The following is a 17,131-nucleotide window of genomic DNA, read 5'->3' on the forward strand; positions in this document are numbered from 1 at the left end:
GGCCGTTACCGCAGCGGGTCGACCGGGCGCAGCTCGTCGGGGCGTACGCCGGTGGCGATCTGCTCGGCGAGCAGCCGGCCGGTGACCGGGCCCAAGGTGATCCCCCACATGCCGTGGCCGCCGGCGACGAAGACCTTCGGGTCGCGCGTGGCCCCGACGAGCGGGAGCCCGTCGGACGTACACGGCCTGGCACCGACCCACTCGTCCTCGCGCTGGTCCAGGTGGACGCCCTTGAGGAGCGTCCTGGCCTCGGTCACCAGGGCCTGGATCCGCCGCGGGTCCATCGGCGCGTCGACGTCGCGGAACTCCATCATCCCCGCGATCCGCAGCCGGTCGCCGACCGGCGTGCAGGCCACCCGCTGGGTCGGGAAGTAGACCGGGCCTCGCGGCTGGTCGTCGACCTTGACCGTGAAGGAGTATCCCCGACCGGCCTGCACGATGCGCCGGACGCCGTAGTCGCGAGCGAGCCGGTTGAGGCGGGCGCCGGTGGACAGCACAGCGGCGTCGTACCGCTCCCCGGCGACCTCGACGCCCGAGCCCGAGCCCGAGCCCGAGCCCGAGCCCGAGGAGACCACTTCCTCCGCGTCGTGGTCCGCCAGGATCCGGCCTCCGCGAGCACGAACGGAGGCGGCGATGGACTCCACGTACGCCGCGGGGTCGATGAAGCGCTGGTCGCGGATCCGGATCGCGGTGGCGATGCCGCCGGCGAGCGCGGGCTCGTCGGCGCGAGCCGTCTCACCGTCGACGAGATCGAAGTTGATCTCCTGGCCGCTGGCCCGGATGTGCTCGAACTCCTCGAGCAGCGCCTTGCTGTCCTCCGCGGTCCGGAACGCGGCGGTGAACGGCTCGGCGAGCTTCGTCCTCGCCGTCACGCCGCCGCGCTCGAGGTCGTCGAAGGCCGCGAGCGCCCCGTTGTTGAGCGGGATCAGAGCCGCCATCGCGCGCTGCCACCGCGGGTGGGTGCAGTTGCGGCCGAACTGCGCCAGGAAGCGGAGCAGACGCGGGTTGGCGGTCGGCGGGATGTACACCGGGGAGGAGGGGCTGAGCACGGCCCGGAAGCCATAGGCCAGCACCGAGGGCTCCGGGAGGGGTACGGCCATGCTGGGCGTCAACCACCCTGCGTTGCCCCAGCTCGAGCCCGCGGCGACGTCGTCGCGGTCGACGACGGTCACCTCGACACCGGCCTCCTGGAGGAACCATGCGGTGGACAACCCGACCATGCCTGCGCCGACCACGACGACGCGCTCGGGACGTGAGTGCCTGCTGGAGTTCATGGCTCCATCGTCGGCCGCCACGCGCGGCTGCTCGTTGGCCGTCGCCCACAAGTTCAGGGGTTGCGGCTGTGCTCCCTCCACAACGGCACCCTGTTGTCCCCGCCACACCTTTCTTGCATTGACTGCAACTTGCACTCACTGCAAGAATAGCCCTGTGCCCACCTCTGCCCCTCCTTCGAACGCCCGCGAGCGCCAGAAGCGGGAGCGTCGGCTGGCGCTGATCGAGGCTGCTCAGCGACTGGTCGGCGAGCGTGGTCTCGATGACGTCACCGTGGAGGAGATCAGCGCCGCGGCGGGGTTGTCGACGCGTACGTTCTTCAACTACTTCGACTCCAAGGACGACGCGGTCCTCGGCATCCAGGAGATCGACCTGGACGCCGAGGTGCGCGCGCAGTTCGTCTCCGGCGGGCCGTCGGGGCGGCTGATGACCGACCTGGAGGCGCTGGTGGCGGGATTCCTCAGGAATGCCGCTCCCAACATCGAACAGGGCGAGCGGGCGATGCGACTGATGGTCTCCGAACCCCGCCTCGTCCAGCGACACATCGCCTGGCACCAGCGCGTCATCGGCGAGCTCGAGCAGCTGCTCGCCGAGCGACGTACGGCACGGCCCTCCCCTGTCGATGACGACACGATCGGGATGGTCGCCGGGCTGCTGATGCGATCGAGCGCGCTCGCCTGGGCGCGGTCGGGCTACGAGGGCGATGCGGTGGCGCATCTGCCCGAGGCCGTCGCCCAGCTCCGTCTGCTCCTCGACGACTAGCCACACCTCTCTCGGGACTTCTCACGTCACACGGGACCCGTGTGTCACCACCTCTTCAACTCCTGCCTGTTCAACTCCCGCCTGGAAGGTCCAACCCCATGAGTCATACGGTCGCGCCCGACGCGCCCGACAAGCCGTTGGTCGTGCTGACGCCGCGTACGATCTGGCTGATCTTCGGTGCTCTGATGGCCTCGATGTTCCTCTCCTCCCTCGACCAGACGATCGTGAGCACGGCGATGCCGACGATCGTCGGCGAGCTCGACGGGGTCGAGCACCAGGGGTGGGTGATCACCTCCTACATCATGGCGATCGCGATCGTGATGCCGCTGTACGGGAAGTTCGGTGACCTGTGGGGTCGCCGCTGGCCGTTCCTGGTCGCCGTCGCCCTGTTCACCCTCGGCTCGCTCTTCGGCGGGATGGCGCAGACCTTCCCCGAGCTGGTCGCCGCCCGCGGTCTCCAGGGGCTCGGCGGTGGCGGGCTGATGATCCTGTCCCAGGCGATCATCGCCGACATCGTGCCGGCCTCCGAGCGCGGCAAGTACATGGGCCCGATGGGCGCCCTTTTCGGTATCTCCGCCGTCATCGGACCGCTTCTCGGTGGCTGGCTCACCGACGGCCCGGGCTGGCGCTGGACCTTCTGGATCAACGTACCGGTCGGCATCATCGCGTTCGCGGTGGCCTGGTTCGCCCTGCGGCTGCCCTCGCACCGCTCCGGACGCCCGGTCGACTGGCTGGGGATCATGTTCATGGTGCTCTCCACCTGCGGCATCGTGCTGCTGACATCGTGGGAGTCGCTCGGCCACGACGGCTACGACTGGTCCTCGCCGCAGCTGCTCGCGCTGCTCGTCGGCACCCTGGCCTCGGTGGCCGCCTTCATCGTCACCGAGACCCTCGCGCCCGAGCCGCTGATCCCGCTGCGTCTCTTCAAGAACCCCACGTTCACGGTGACCACGCTGATCGGCCTGGTCCTCGGGATGGGCATGTTCTCGGCGATGGCGATGCTGCCGACGTTCCTGCAGATGTCGACCGGTGCCTCGATCACCAGCTCCGGGCTGCTGATGCTGCCGATGATGGCCGGCATGATGCTGACCGCGATCGGCTCGGGCATCGCGATCTCGAAGACGGGCCGCTACAAGATCTTCCCGATCGTCGGTCTGCTCATCACCGCGGCCGGGATCGCCTGGATGACCACGATCACCGGCGACATGTCGATGGTCGTCTTCGGGCTGATGATCTTCGTGCTCGGCGCCGGGATGGGCCTGGTCATGCAGACCATCGTGCTCGCCGTCCAGAACGCCGTCGACCCGCACGAGCTCGGCACCGCGACCTCGGCGAACAACTTCTTCCGGGAGATCGGTGCGACCGTCGGCACGGCGCTGTTCACGACCGTGTTCACCACGCGGCTGTCCGACAACTTCGGTGGCCTGGCCGAGAAGATGGCCTCCTCGGGGATGATGCCCGCCGACGGTGCCGGGTTCTCCGGCGGGAGCCTCACCCCGGCTGCTGTCGAGCAGCTGCCCGAGCCGCTCCACACCTGGGTCGTCGACGCCTTCACCGAGGCGCTCGCACCGGCGTTCTGGTACCTCGTGCCGCTGATCCTCCTCGGTCTCGCGCTCGCGCTGTTCCTCAAGGAGGTCAAGCTCTCCGACGAGGCCGGCATGGTCGCTCGCGGGGAGGCAGTCGCAGGCTGAGGCTTCCTTGACGGTCGCCGTGGCAGGGGGCATTCTCCTGTCACGGCGACCGTCCGCTCGAGGGACGTGCGCAGCTCTCGGAAAGGCATGCCATGCCCGCTCGCGCCCTGCCCCTCTCGATCGCGACGGTGTCCGCCCTCGTCGCGAGCATGCTGCTCGGTGTGGCACCGGCCTCGGCGGCTTCGGCCGGGGACGTCGTCCTGGAGACCCTCTCCAACCGGGCCGATCTGGTCTCCGACGGCAACGCGCTGGTGCGAGTCACCCTGCCGAAAGGCGCCGACCCGGACGACCTGAAGGTGTCGTTGAAGGACCGCGACGTCACCGGCGTCTTCGCGGAGCGGCCAAACGGCGAGATCGAGGGTGTCGTACGCGGCCTGCGGGTCGGGACCAACGAGCTGACCGCTCGCCTGCCTGACGGTCGTGGCGCCCGGCTCACGATCACCAACCACCCGCGCGGCGGGCCGATCTTCTCCGGACCTCAGCTGCAGCCGTGGCGCTGTCAGCCGACAGCGACGGATGCGCAGTGCAACCAGGAGCCGGCGATCAGCTGGCTCTACAAATCGACAAATCCACTGCTCGACGGGCTCCGGCCGTACGATCCCGCGAACCCTCCGCGTGACGTCGCCACCACGACCACCGACGAGGGCGTGACGGTGCCGTTCGTCGTACGTGTGGAGACCGGCTACCAGAACCGCGACCAGTACCGGATCGCCGTGCTCTGGCAGCCCGGCAAGCGGTGGCAGCGCTGGCGTCCGCAGCAGCAGTGGAACAACAAGCTGTTCATCCCGCACGGCGGCAGTTGCGGGGTCGACCACGAGGTCGGCACCGCGCCGACCAAGGACTACTCCGGCACTTTCGACCTGGGCGTCCCGCTCGTCGCCGACGCACTGGGCGACAGCCCGACCGTCGCCCTCGGGCGCGGCTTCGCGATGCTCTCGACCGCGCTGGCCAACACCGGCCACAACTGCACCGTCACCAGCGCGGCCGAGTCGCTGATGATGGCCAAGGAGCACCTGGTCGAGACGTACGGCGACCTGCGCTACACGATCGGCAGCGGCTGCTCCGGCGGCTCGATCGCGCAGCAGACGATCGCGAACGCCTACCCCGGGATCTACCAGGGCCTGGTCGTGACCTGCTCCTACCCCGACTCGCTCTCGCCTGGCCTGCAGTTCTCCGACTACCACCTGCTCCGCAAGTACTTCGAGAGCTCCCAGCGGCTCACCGATGGCAGGTTCTGGAACCCGCTGCAGTGGGCGGCGGTCGAGGGCCACCTGCTGCCGCTCAACGCGGTCACCGCCGACGAGGGCCTGTTCAAGCAGGCGGTCATGCCGACGCACCCGTGCGCCGGGGTCAGCGACCGGGAGCGCTACGACGCGGAGAGCAACCCCGGCGGCGTACGCTGCTCGATCATCGACGGCGCCATCAACATCTTCGGCCCGCGGCCGAAGAGCGTGTGGACGCCCCAGGAGAAGCAGATCGGGCGGGGCTTCGCGGGCTCGCCGCTGGACAACACCGGCGTGCAGTACGGCCTCGAGGCGCTCCGTGCCGGGGCGATCACCCCGGAGCAGTTCGTCGACGTCAACGAGAAGATCGGCGGGCTCGACATCGACGTCCAGCCGCGGGCACAGCGCTCGGTCGCGGACCCGACGGCGCTCACCAACGCCTACCGCAGCGGGATGGTCAACACCGCCAGCAACCTGTCCGACGTGGCGATCATCGACCACCGCGGGCCCGACCCGGGCATCGCGCACGACGCCCGCTGGTCGTGGGCGATGCGCGACCGGCTGACCCGGGAACAGGGGCACGCCGACAACCAGGTGATCTGGTACGGCGTGACACCCCTCATCGGCGACCCGAGCTACTCCAAGGAGGCACTGCTCGCGATGGACCGCTGGCTGGCCTCGGTGGAGGCGGACGAGCGTGACGTACCGCTGGCGGACAAGATCGTCCAGGACCGTCCCGGCGACCTGCACGACCGGTGCACCCAGACCCAGGGAGTCTCCAGCGAGGACGGCCTGTTCCTGCCGGTCGCCGACCCGCTCGTGGACGACCTGACCGGCGGCGCGCTCGACGGCCTGAACCCCGCCCTCAACCCGGTCCTGGACCCCGCACTCAACCTCGTCGTCGACCCGGTCTCGGACCTGGTGTGCGGGCTCGGACCGGTCAGCGACCTGGTCAAGACCGACTTCGCGACACCCCGGATCGTGGCCGGCGACAACAACCACTCCGACAACGCCAAGTGCCAGCTCAAGCCGCTGCGTCGCACCGACGACTACGGCGCCTTCGGCCTCACCGACGCCCAGTGGAAGCGGCTGGAGGCCGCCTTCCCCAGCGGGGTCTGCGACTACAGCAAGCCAGGTGTGGGCTTCACCAGGACCGTGCCGTGGCTGACCTACCAACGAGCCGACGGCTCGGTCGTCCACGGAGGTACGCCGATGGGCACGGCGCCGCAGTCGGCGCCGTTCGGTGGCGCGGCCGACGAATAAAGGCCAGCCGTCATCGGCGACTCGCCGCTAAGGTCTCGCCCATGCCTTCTCCGGAGCCGACCTTCGTCCTCGTCCACGGCGCCTTCGCCAACTCGTTCTCGTTCGCACCGCTGCAGGCAGAGCTGGCGCTGCGCGGGTTCCGCTCCCTCGCGGTCGACCTCCCCGGCCACGGCTTCGAGGCGACGTTCCCCGCGGCCTACCAGGCGCCTCAGGACCTCGCCGAGCTCGCCTCCGCCCCGGGTGGCATCAAGGGCGTCACTCTCGCCGACAACGTGGCTCGCCTCGTCTCGGTGCTCGAGCGGGCCAAGGAGCACGGCCCGGTGATCGTCGTCGCGCACAGCCGCGGCGGGATCACCCTGACCGCGACCGCCAACGCCCGCCCGGACCTGATCGACTCGATGGTCTATGTCTCGGCCTGGGCCCCGGTGGGGCTCGATGCGGTCGCGTACAACGCCGAGCCGGAGATGGCCTCCTTCGACGCCTCCGCGCTGATCGGCGCGGCCGCCGCGAACCCCGCCGATGTCGGCCTGCTGCGCTGCAACTTCCGAACCGCCTCCCCCGAGGTCCTCGTCGGCCTCAAGCACGCCTTCATGGCCGACGGCACCGACGACGAGTTCCGTACGTTCCTCAACACCTTCCAGCCCGACGAGAACCTCGACGCCGGTGGCCCCGAGGACCGCGCCCAGGCGTCGACATGGGGAACGGTGCCCCGCGCCTACGTGCGCCTCAGCGAGGACGTCAGCATGCCGACGGCGATGCAGGACCGGCTGATCCGCGAGGGCGACGCCCTCACCCCGGACAACCCGTACGCCGTCCACACCCTGACGTCGAGCCACCTCGGCTGGCTCGTCCACCCGGCCCCGGCCGCCGACCTCCTCGCGGAGATCGCGGCCGGCTGACGAGGCAGCTCACAGCGCACTCACCACGGCACGGGTCCGTTGGCGTCGACGAACGTCCCTGACGGGGCGTCGTCGGGCAGGGTCGCCGCACGGACGATCACCTCGGCGGCCTGGTCCGCCGTGGTGGGCGCGTTGTCCCGGTTGATCGGGGTCAGGTCGGTCTGCACGAATCCCGGGCACACCGAGGTCACCTTGACGGGAGTCTCGGTGAGCGCCTTCGCCAGCGCGATGGTCACGTTGTTCAGCGCGGCCTTCGACGACTGGTAGGCGGGCACGACCATGCCGTAGTAGGGAGAGTCCGGGTTGGTCTGGTCGGCCAGTGAGGCCATCGTCGTCGTCACGTTCACGATCCGCCCCGCCTCGCTCTTCCGGATGAGCGGCAGGAACGCCTCGAGGACAGCGACCACGCCGATCAGGTTGGTCTCGTACGTGAGCCGGAACATCTCGAGGTCGACGACCTCGGCCGGTTCGGGGTTGGTGGCCTCCGGAAGGACGCCGGCGTTGTTGACCAGAACGTCGAGGTGCCCGTACGTCGCGGCGACATGATCAGCAGCGCGCTGCACGCTGTCGCGGTCGGTGACGTCCAGCTGGAGTACCGAGGCCGAGTGGCCGTCGCGGTTCAGCCGTTCGACTTCGGCCTCGAGAGTCTCGGGACGGCGGGCGGTCAGGATGACGTGGCTGCCGCTCTGGGCCAGCTGGCGTGCCGTGGCCTGGCCGATTCCGCGGCTGGCTCCGGTGACAAGGGCGACCTTCATGTGCTTCCCATCGTTCGAATTGGTTCCTTCATGAACCATTCAACCGATGTCGCCCCGCCAGTTCTGGCGGCAATCAGACGTCGCGTGCCAGGTCCCCACGGACCAGGGTCGTCGCCGCACTCCAACGCCGCGAAATCGTTTTCCGACCCTGGCTCGCACCTGATTCACTTCTCCGGTGGCATCCTCCCCCGGCTCCCTGTGGCACACCCTGATCCATCTCCGTGGCAACCCGCGCGCATGCGTGTGGACGGAGCCGATGTGGGGTCTGTCGATGGCGCTGGTGCTGCCGTACCTCTCCGTCTTCATGCTCACCCTCGGGCTGCACGACGCACAGATCGGCCTGCTGGCGACGGCCGGGATGATCTCCCAGGTGTTCTTCGGGCTCGCCGGCGGCATCATCACCGACCGGATGGGACGTCGGCTGACGAACGCGGTCTTCGACGTGATCGCCTTCGTGATCCCCTGTCTGATCTGGGCATTCGCCCAGGACTTCTGGGCCTTCCTGGCCGCGTCGCTGCTCAACGGGGCGCTGCAGGTCACCGCGAACGCCTGGGACTGCCTGATGGTCGAGGACGCCGAGCGCGACCAGCTCACCGGCATCTACTCGCTCGTGCGGGTCGCGGCCGACTGCTCGGCGCTCTTCGCCCCGATCGCCGCCTTCATGGTCGCGCAGTTCGGCCTGGAGCCGGCGGTGCGGGTGCTCTTCATCAATGCCGCGGTCGTGATGCTGGCCAAGGTCATCCTGCTGTACGCCGCCTCCACCGAGACCCGACAGGGCCGGATCCGGATGGAGCAGACCCGACACGAAAGCCTCTGGCGGCTCTTCGTCGGTTACCGCGAGGCCGCGAGGCTGCTGGCCCACTCGCGCGGCTCGCTGCTGGCGCTGGCCATCGCCGCCGTCGTCGCGGCCGTCACCCTCGTCAACGCCACCTTCTGGCAGGTCCTGGTCAACCAACACCTGCACGTGCCCGACCCGGTGCTGCCGTTCTTCCCGATGGTGCGCTCGCTGCTGTCGGTGCTCTTCCTCTTCACCCTCATCCGCCGGCTGACCTCGGGGCACGACCTCAAGCAGGCGACCTTGTGGGGCTTCGGCATCTACCTGGCCGGCCAGCTCGTGCTCGTCGTGATCCCGGCCGGCGAGGGTGACGCCGGCGTCGTGACGTACGCGCTTCTCGGGGTGTGCCTCCTCCTCGACGGCTTCGGCGCGGGGATGCTCTTCATGCTCTCGGAGTCGCTCGTCGCCTTCCACGTCGACAAGGACGAGCGGTCACGGGTGATGGCGCTGCAACGCACCGCGGTGATGCTCGCCGCCGCCCCGTTCGGCTGGATCTCCGGTTGGCTCTCCGGGATCGACCGCACCTATCCGTTCTGGCTGACCACCGCGTTGCTCGCGATCGGCCTGGTCACGACTGCCGTCTGGTGGACCGGGCCTCGCAGCGAGCAGCCGGTCGAGGTCGTGACGGCGGATCGAGCCTGACTGGCGTGCGGTCCTGGACGCCCTCGCTACCGAGTGGGGGGACTCCAGCAACACGGGCGCCCGGACCGCACCCGGAAGTGATAGCACGCATCCTGCGCCGAGCGTCACCAAACCTCGACATCTGGTAACGGATGTTCTCAGTCGAGCCGGCCGTGCATGTCTGCCAAGAGATGACCCACGAGCTGGGCCGGCGCGTCCTCCTGCAGGAGGTGGCCGGCGCCCTCGATCCAGGACAGACGCGCGTGCGGCACGCGTTCGTGCAGCCACTCCGCGTACTCGGGCGGAAGTATCCGGTCTTGACGTCCCCAGATGATGTGCAGCGGGAGCGAGAGCTCGCCCAGCAGGGGCTCGTACTCGGCGGTGTCGGCCTGGTGGATCTGGCTGTACTGGCGATAGAAGGCGGCCTGTCCCTCCGGTCGGCGCCACGGGTCGAGGAAAGCCTCCAGGACACCGGGACGGAAGCCGACCTCCGTCGCGTTCCTCAGGTGGCTCGCGACCAGCGCTTCGTGAGCGTAGGACGGGAGCTGGTCGAAGACGTCCGGATGGTTCAGGATGAGCCGGAAGAGACCGCGCTCCCACTCGCCACCGCTGACGGCATCGAAGAGCGTGAGGTCGCGGTAGGCGGCACCTTCGATGAGCAGTGCGCGCAGCGCTATCGCGCCCCCGATGTCGTGGGCGACGATGCTGGGGCTGGACAGCCCCCAGTGGTCCAGCAATCGCGTGAAGTTCTGCGCTTGGGCGGCCAGGCTGAGGTCTTGGCCTTCGTGCTTCTCCGAGGCGCCGAAGCCGAGATGGTCGAAGACGTAGACCGTGCGCTGGCGCGACAACGCCGGAGCGATGTCGCGCCAGAGGTACGACGAGTACGGCGTGCCGTGCACGAGGACGATCGGTTCGCCCCTGCCGAGCACGCTCCACCGCACCGTCCCACCCGGCGTCGGAAACTCCTGGTCCAGGACCCAATCCACTGCTCTCGCCTCCCGTCACGCGCAGCGGGTGCCTTGGTAACGACTCAGATCGACGTTACCCAGCGGCTCAAGTCAGGGCGAAGGTGCTGGAGCGCCGTCCCGCGGTGCCGCCGACGGTGAGCGCGCCGCGGGCGTGCTGGAGGTAGTCGCCGCGGTCCGTGGCCACCTGCAGCGAGATCCCGCCCTTGACCGGGATCCGTCGGAAGCTGGCCTCAGCGGCGTACGCCGGGCCGGGCTCGACCGGGGCGATCCGGATCATGCCGCCGGTGACCCGGACATATCGGTCCGGGAAGTTGACCGACTGCAGCGACTCCGACCCGTCGCCCGCCAGACCGGGAACGAAGCGGAACTGGCTGTCGGCGAGCTCTCTCGGGGCATGGTCCACCCGCACGGCGTACTCGTAGTGGCGTACGAACGAGCCCGGCGCGTCCAGCGGGGTGAGCCGTACGATCGGCCCGCCCTTCCCGACCGGGACCCCGAACATGGGTGTGCCGTCCGCGTGCCACACCACCTTCTGAACCCGAGCGTGCCGGTTCGGGTCGTAGAGGGGGTCGCCGGTGATGTCGCGATAGTCCCGGGCGTGGTAGACGAGGACGTCGGTCACGCCGTCCTCGGCGACCGTGAACGAGTTGTGCCCTGGGCCGTACTGCCCGGTCTGCACGTTCGTCGTGAACACCGGATCGGGGCTCTTGACCCACGACGCCGGGTCGAGCAGGTCGGCGTCGGCCGAGGCGGTGAGCAGGCCCATGCAGTAGCGCGAGTCGGTGGCGCTGGCCGAGAACGTCATGAAGACGCGCCCGTTGCGGACCAGCACGGCGGGCCCCTCGTTGACCTTGAAGCCCTGCACCTCCCAGCTGCGGGTCGGCGTCGCGATCCGTGCCGGGAAGGTGCTGATCGCGAACGGGGAGCTCATCTCGGCGATGTAGAGGCTGGTGTTCACCGCGATCTCGGGCTCGCTCTGCGCCCAGACCAGGTAGCGGCGGCCGGCGTGCTCGAAGGTGGTCGCGTCGAGGGCGAAGCTCTGCCACGGCGTGACGATCTGCTGCGGCGCGCCCCAGCCCGCCGGGTCTCGCGGGTCGGCGAGCGCCGACTCCATGACGTACATCCGGATCCGGAAGACGTCGTCGGAGTCGCCGGCCGCAAAGTAGACGTACCAGCGACCGTCGATGCGGTGCAGCTCCGGCGCCCAGATGTGACCGCCCATCTTCCCGCTGGCGGGGCGGCGCCAGATCACCGACTCCGCCGCGGTGGCGAGGCCTGCGAGCGAGGCCGATCCGCGGATCACCAGACGGTCGTACTCGGGCACGGAGCCGGTCAGGTAGTACATCCCGTCGACGGGCCGGGTGACGAACGGGTCGGCCCGGCGCTCGACGAGCGGGTTGAGGGTCGGCACTCCCCAGATCTCGGCGTCGCCGGGCATCGGCGTCGGCGGCGCCGCGGCGGCCGGCGCGACGTGCCCGGCGAGGGCGGCCGCGGCCCCGAGGCCGACCCCGGCCTGCAGGAGGTGTCGTCTGCTGAGGCCGGCCCGGAGACTGAGGTGGTTCAGGTGATCGGACATGGATGCTCCCCTACCGGGTCTGGATGCGGATGAAGGTCACGGAGTACGGCGCGAACGTGCGCGTGAAGGTGCTGTCCACGCCGCGGATGGTGCTGGTGACCGGCTTGATGGGCTGCGCCGTACGGGTGTTCTGCGCCTCCGGGTCGCCGCTGATGACGGTCATCTGCGCCCTGGAGGCGACCTTGACGCCGAGGTCGACGCGGGTGACCGCCGGCTCGGCCTGGGCGTTGACGACCTTGACCAGCAGGTCGCCGGTCGCCTCGTCACGGGTGACCACCTGCGCGAACGGCTCGGTGACCTGGTCGTCGTCGAACTCCTGGAAGAGCTGGCCGTCGAGGAAGAGCCGGACGTGGGTGCCGCGGACCTCGATGCGTACGTCGTAGGTTCGCCCGGTCTCGACCGAGTGACCCTCACGGGCGACCAGGGTCTCCTTGCCGCCGTTGGTGGCCTTCTCGACGACGGTGCGGGTGTTGTTCCAGCCCCCGATGTTCCACCAGTAGAAGTTGCCGGAGTCCTTCACCCCGAACGCGACCAGGAAGCCCTCGGCGCCGGACAGCTTCTTGGCCTTGAGCTTGATGTCGTAGTCGCTCGCGGTGATGTCCGCGGCCCCGACCAGGGTGTCCTGGGCGGCAGCGTCCGTCTGGGTGTAGGCACCGTCGACGACCGACCAGCTGCCTCGGTTGGCCAGGGAGCTCCAGCCCTCGGCGTCTCCGTCCTGGAAGTCGTCGGCGAACAGCTCGGTGCCGTCCGGCGCGGTGACCGACACGTCGTCGTACGCCGCGGAGGTGGCCCAGGTGGAGAGGCCGACGCCGCCGGTGATGGGCTGCGCCTCGATCACCTTGCCGGTCGCCTCGCTGGGTACGACCCGGTCACCGACGTTGTTCATGAACAGCTTCTGGACCTCGTAGCTCGCCGAGCTCCAGGACTGGTCGTTGTCGAACCAGATCATGTCCGGGCGCCACTGCACGTGGTCGATGTTGGCCAGCAGCGGGGCGTAGGAGGCGAGCCGCACGACGTCGGCGTTGCGCTCGAGCCCGGTCATGTACGCAGCCTCGGACAGCGCGTTGAAGAGCTTGTTGTCCTGGGAGGCGTACTCACCGAGGAAGACCTTCGGCCCGTTGCGGTCGTAGCTGTCGTAACGGTCGTTGTTCTGCAGGAACCAGGTCGGGGAGTTGTAGTAGTGCTCATCGACCATGTCGACGCTGGCGGCCCGGTTCTGTGCCCAGTGCTGGTCGAAGAGCGCGCCCTGGTCGTCGGGGCCGGAGTTGCTGATGATCGTGATCTCCGGGTAGCGCGCCTCGATGGCCGCGCGGAACTTCTCGAACCGCTCGAAGAACTCCGTCGGCAGGTTCTCCTCGTTGCCCACACCGAGGTGGGTGAGTCCGAACGGCTCCGGGTGTCCCATCTCCGCGCGCAGGGCGCCCCACTCGGAGTCGACCGGGCCGTTGGCGAACTCGATCAGATCGAGGGTGTCCTGGATGTAGCGCTGCAGCAGGGCCTCGTCGTCGGTGACCCGGTTCTGGCCGCAGCCGGTGACCAGCGCCGGTACGACCGGCAGCGGCATCGCCCCGATGTCCTCGGCGAACTGGAAGTACTCGTAGTAGCCCAGTCCGTAGGACTGGTTGTAGCCCCAGAAGTTGGCGTTCGTCGCGCGCTCCTCGACCGGGCCGACGGTGTCCTTCCACTGGTAGGACCTGGCGCGCTGCCAGCCGGAGGCGGCGTCGTAGCCGGACATGCTGCCGGTGTTGACGAGACAGCCGCCCGGGAAGCGCACGAACTCGGGCTCGAGCGCGGCGATCTTCTCGGCGAGGTCCTTGCGCAGCCCGTTCTCGCGTCCCATGAAGGTGTCCTCGGGCATCAGCGAGACCATGTCGAGGCGGAGGGTGCCGACGCCCTCCCCCTGCAGCCACAGCCGTGCGGAGTCGGTCGTGGACGTCGCGGTGAAGGTGCCGGCGTACTTCTTCCAGGTGTCGCCGTCGGCCTGGATTCGCACCGGGTCGGCGTACGAGGTGGCGCCGGTCTCGTCGCGCAGCGACACGGTCAGGGGCGTGCCGTTGGCGGTGTCCGAGCGTGCCCAGACCGAGAAGTCGTAGCTCTTGCCGGCCTCGAGCGCGACGCCGTTGTTCCAGCCGCCGTTGGAGACGCCGTACGTGCCGCCGGCGGTGTTGGTCAGGGACAGCTGCAGATAGGTGCGGTTGCGCTCGTTGAGCCGGGAGCCGTCGTTGACGGGGGTGGCGGTGCCGCTGCCTCCGCCCTCGCCTCGCGGGGTCCAGGCGGTCAGCCCGGTGTAGGAGCGGTTGTCGGCCGGCAGGAACTCGAAGGACCGGTTCCGCACGAGCTCGGCGTAGAGACCGCCGTCGGCCGCGTAGTTGATGTCCTCGAAGAAGACGCCGTACATCGAGTCGCTGATCTCGGGCCCGGCCTGACCGGCGTGGGCTGTGATCGTGTAGTCGGGTTCGGGTGCAGCGGCTCGTCGGTCCGCGCCGAGGCTGGGCGCTGCGTAGGACAGGGGCAGGGCGAGGACGGTGGCGGCGGACAGGACGGTCAGCAGACGGATTCTGTGCACGATGGTCTCCTCAGAACACGCGGTAGGCGGTGCGGATGCGGTCCAGCTCGGCCTTGGTCACCGGCAGAACGGTCCCGTGGCGGGGGCGGCTGGGAAGCTGGTAGTCGCTGGAGATCCGGAAGAAGCCCGAGTCCAGGTCGGTGGTCTCGAACGGCACGTACCCGCGGCCGCCGAACTCGTCGATGAACAGGTACCACTTGTCCTCGGTGTTGGACTTGAAGATCGTCGGCCCCTCGCCGCGGTCGATGCCGGGGTTCTCGGCGGTGGCCTTGCCGATGCACTCGGCGACGAAGTCCCAGTCCAGGTCGAGCAGCGAGGTGGCCTTCTCCTCGACGATGAACTTGCTGCAGGGCGTCGTCGAGGTGTTGTTCCGCTCGTCCTTGGTGAACCGGTAGTAGGTCCCCTCGTGCTCGACGACGGTGGAGTCGATCACCGAGTAGCCCGGGTCGATCCACACCTGGGGCTCGCTGAAGGTCCGGAAGTCCCGGGTGGTGACGTAGACCATCCGGTTGTGGGTGTTGCCGGCGTGCTCGGGGTCGGACTCGTCGTAGAGCTTCGAGGCCCAGAAGACGACGTACGCACCGATCCCCTCGTCGTAGTAGGCCTCGGGCGCCCAGGTGTTCCCGGCCTGTGGCGAGGACACGCGGACGTGGCGCTGCTCGGACCAGTTCACGAGGTCCGTGGACTCCCAGATCTCGATGTAGCGGCTCCCGCGGCGCTGTGCCGCGTCCCAGTCCCCGTTACCATAGATCTTGAGGTCGGTGGCGATCAGGTAGAACTTGTCGCCCTCCGGGGAGCGGATGATGAACGGGTCGCGTACGCCCTTGTCGCCGTGCTGCGACCGCAGCACCGGCTGGCCGCCGTTGAGCTCGTCCCAGTGGAGCGGGTCGTTGCCCCTGCTGGCGGCGAGGTAGACCTGCTCGCCGTCGGCCGTCCCCTCACCCGTGAAGTAGGCGAAGGTGTAGCCCTCGAGCGGCTCCTGCTTGGGCAGCGGCAGGACCGTCAGCCGGAACTGCCGCTTGTCCTTGACCTTGCCCAGGCTCACGGTGGCGTTGAGTGCCAGGCGGACGGCCTTCTCGCCGTACGCAGGCCGGCTGACCTCGCCGGTCGGGGTCACGATCGTGGGCTCGCTGGAGGTCCAGCTGACGGTGGTGCCGTGCAGGCCCTGGGTCGGCAGCGTGATGTTGCCGCGGATCTGATCGGCGTCCCAGACCTTGAGCGCTGCTGCGGCGCGGGTGACCTTCTCCTCGTCGCTGATGTCGGCGGGAACGTTGACGGTGAACGCCTCGGGCTGGCTCGCGGAGCCGTGGGTTGCGGTGGCGGTGAGGGTCACGGTGGCGTCGGAGCTGCCGTAGGGCGGGCGGGTGACGTCACCGGTCGCGGAGACGACAGCTGGGTCGGAGGAGGCCCAGGTGAAGGTGGAGCCGTTCGGGCCGCTGGCCGGGAGCGAGAGGTCACTGACGACTCGAGACGTGTCACCGAGTTCCAGCCAGGCGAGGTCGCGCTCGACGCGCTGCTCGTCGGTGACGTGGCCCAGCTCGTGGACCTCTGCCGCCGTCAGTGCGCGGTCGTACATCCGGAAGTCGCGCAGCTGCCCCTTCAGGTGACGGTCGCCGCTGTAGACGGATCGACCGAGGTAGTTCGCGGTCGTGACCCCGTTGCCGATCTGAGCGGGCGTGATGGTCACGCCGGTGCGGCGGGCGACCTCGACACCGTCCTCGTAGAGCACCGCGGTGCCGTCGGCGAGCGTGTAGCTGATGGTCTTCCAGGTGTCTCGGGCAAGGTTTCGGCCGGCCGTGACCGTCTGCTCGGTGCTCCAGTTGCCGGTGGCGATCGACGTCCGGTAGGCGTTGCCGGTCGTGAACAGGTAACCGTTGCCCGAGCCGTTGGAGCCGGTGTTTCCGAGGCCCCAGATGAAGTAGGGCGTGGCCTGGTCCGCTGCGATCTTCACCTCGAGGGAGACGGTGATCGACGTCAGCCCGGCCATCACGTCGTTCGGCAGCCTGACGTGGCCGTTGGTGCCGCCGAGGGACAGCCCCTCGCCGCCGAGCCAGGTCGCATCACCGGAGATGGTGCCGTTGCGACCGGCGCCCGACTCGTCGACGACCGTGGTGCCGGTGGTCTGGTCGAGGGGATAGTGGACGACGAGCCCTACGTCGCTCGCGCCCTGCGCCGGCGCGGTGGTCGCCAGGCCGGCCAGGATCAGGGGCAACGACGCGAGCGCCGCCAGAGTGCGCGCGAGATGCTTCCGGCGCGGGTTGTCGGGGGTCGGTTTCGACTGGTCCATCTGCGCTCCAGGGTCAGCTTTGGACAAACGCCGGGCTACTCATGTGTGACTGCGATCACATGAATGTGAGCGCTAACATAACCAGGGGGTTGAGGCTGTCGTCAAGAGCCGCCGGCCAAGTCTCTTGGGTGGTCCCGCCGACTGCTCCCCGACGGCGCGGCGGACGAGAACGAAGGAAACCCCCGCCGTTCCTACCGTGTTCTGGCTGGTCAGACCCGCGTACCCGTTGAATTCGGATCCGCTCAACAACGACGTATGGCTTCACCGCAGGCAGATGGCGGCTGGGTCTCGTACGCCGGGGCGCGCGGAGCCACCACGCAGTTCGACGAAACACGGCTGTCCGATCAGGGCGGGACTCCTGCGGCGCTCCCGCCCGACTGCGAAGGCGAGGTCAACTAACGCAGTGTGGCAAT

Annotated in this window: 11 protein-coding genes; 5 read left to right on the forward strand and 6 right to left on the reverse strand. The window is 69.1% G+C overall.

Translation table 11 applies throughout. The annotated features are described in order from the left end of the window. Positions 1-5: 5 nt before the first annotated feature. Positions 6-1,409, reverse strand: coding sequence for an NAD(P)/FAD-dependent oxidoreductase (locus ABTX24_RS08815; protein ID WP_350838926.1), 1,404 nt, complete (start codon positions 1,407-1,409; stop codon positions 6-8). Positions 1,410-1,428: 19 nt separating this feature from the next. Here ABTX24_RS08815 and ABTX24_RS08820 point away from each other — a divergent pair, with 19 nt between their 5' ends. From ABTX24_RS08820 to ABTX24_RS08835, 4 genes are all read left to right on the forward strand, one after another. After that, a complete protein-coding gene (locus ABTX24_RS08820) occupies positions 1,429-2,034 on the forward strand; it encodes a TetR/AcrR family transcriptional regulator (protein ID WP_160026332.1) in 606 nt (201 codons plus the stop codon). Positions 2,035-2,132: 98 nt separating this feature from the next. Continuing rightward, positions 2,133-3,725, forward strand: a complete 1,593-nt coding sequence (locus ABTX24_RS08825) for an MDR family MFS transporter (protein ID WP_350838928.1) — start codon at positions 2,133-2,135, stop codon at positions 3,723-3,725. A gap of 92 nt (positions 3,726-3,817) precedes the next feature. Beyond that, on the forward strand, positions 3,818-6,211 hold the full coding sequence (locus ABTX24_RS08830; RefSeq protein ID WP_350838930.1) for a DUF6351 family protein: 2,394 nt from the start codon (positions 3,818-3,820) through the stop codon (positions 6,209-6,211). 41 nt (positions 6,212-6,252) lie between these two features. Continuing rightward, positions 6,253-7,110: an alpha/beta hydrolase gene (locus ABTX24_RS08835; RefSeq protein WP_350838932.1), complete on the forward strand. Its 858-nt coding sequence runs from the start codon at positions 6,253-6,255 to the stop codon at positions 7,108-7,110. A gap of 20 nt (positions 7,111-7,130) precedes the next feature. On the opposite strand, the gene ABTX24_RS08840 is transcribed toward ABTX24_RS08835, so the two are convergent. After that, positions 7,131-7,865, reverse strand: a complete 735-nt coding sequence (locus ABTX24_RS08840; protein ID WP_350838934.1) for an SDR family oxidoreductase — start codon at positions 7,863-7,865, stop codon at positions 7,131-7,133. 175 nt (positions 7,866-8,040) lie between these two features. On the opposite strand from ABTX24_RS08840, the gene ABTX24_RS08845 reads away from it, so the two are divergent. Next, complete coding sequence (locus ABTX24_RS08845; protein ID WP_350838936.1) at positions 8,041-9,342, forward strand: MFS transporter; 1,302 nt, start codon at positions 8,041-8,043, stop codon at positions 9,340-9,342. Positions 9,343-9,479: 137 nt separating this feature from the next. Here ABTX24_RS08845 and ABTX24_RS08850 read toward each other — a convergent pair whose 3' ends face one another. From ABTX24_RS08850 to ABTX24_RS08865, 4 genes are all read right to left on the reverse strand, one after another. Beyond that, a complete protein-coding gene (locus tag ABTX24_RS08850; RefSeq protein WP_350838938.1) occupies positions 9,480-10,307 on the reverse strand; it encodes an alpha/beta fold hydrolase in 828 nt (275 codons plus the stop codon). A gap of 67 nt (positions 10,308-10,374) precedes the next feature. After that, positions 10,375-11,865 carry a family 43 glycosylhydrolase gene (locus tag ABTX24_RS08855; RefSeq protein ID WP_350838940.1) on the reverse strand — a complete coding sequence of 497 codons (1,491 nt, stop codon included), beginning with the start codon at positions 11,863-11,865 and terminating at the stop codon, positions 10,375-10,377. A gap of 10 nt (positions 11,866-11,875) precedes the next feature. Continuing rightward, complete coding sequence (locus ABTX24_RS08860) at positions 11,876-14,431, reverse strand: alpha-L-arabinofuranosidase family protein (RefSeq protein ID WP_350838942.1); 2,556 nt, start codon at positions 14,429-14,431, stop codon at positions 11,876-11,878. 10 nt (positions 14,432-14,441) lie between these two features. Beyond that, positions 14,442-16,718 carry an immunoglobulin-like domain-containing protein gene (locus tag ABTX24_RS08865; RefSeq protein WP_350838944.1) on the reverse strand — a complete coding sequence of 759 codons (2,277 nt, stop codon included), beginning with the start codon at positions 16,716-16,718 and terminating at the stop codon, positions 14,442-14,444. Positions 16,719-17,131: the final 413 nt, after the last annotated feature.

This window comes from Nocardioides sp. NPDC127514, from assembly GCF_040302125.1.
Classification (GTDB): domain Bacteria; phylum Actinomycetota; class Actinomycetes; order Propionibacteriales; family Nocardioidaceae; genus Nocardioides.

Bases quoted from the DNA above. Each gene is read 5' to 3' on its own strand.
- ABTX24_RS08865 (WP_350838944.1), bottom strand. From the start codon at position 16,718: ATGGACCAGTCGAAACCGACCCCCGACAACCCGCGCCGGAAGCATCTC.
- ABTX24_RS08830 (WP_350838930.1), top strand. From the start codon at position 3,818: ATGCCCGCTCGCGCCCTGCCCCTCTCGATCGCGACGGTGTCCGCCCTC.
- ABTX24_RS08855 (WP_350838940.1), bottom strand. From the start codon at position 11,865: ATGTCCGATCACCTGAACCACCTCAGTCTCCGGGCCGGCCTCAGCAGA.
- ABTX24_RS08840 (WP_350838934.1), bottom strand. From the start codon at position 7,865: ATGAAGGTCGCCCTTGTCACCGGAGCCAGCCGCGGAATCGGCCAGGCC.
- ABTX24_RS08835 (WP_350838932.1), top strand. From the start codon at position 6,253: ATGCCTTCTCCGGAGCCGACCTTCGTCCTCGTCCACGGCGCCTTCGCC.
- ABTX24_RS08825 (WP_350838928.1), top strand. From the start codon at position 2,133: ATGAGTCATACGGTCGCGCCCGACGCGCCCGACAAGCCGTTGGTCGTG.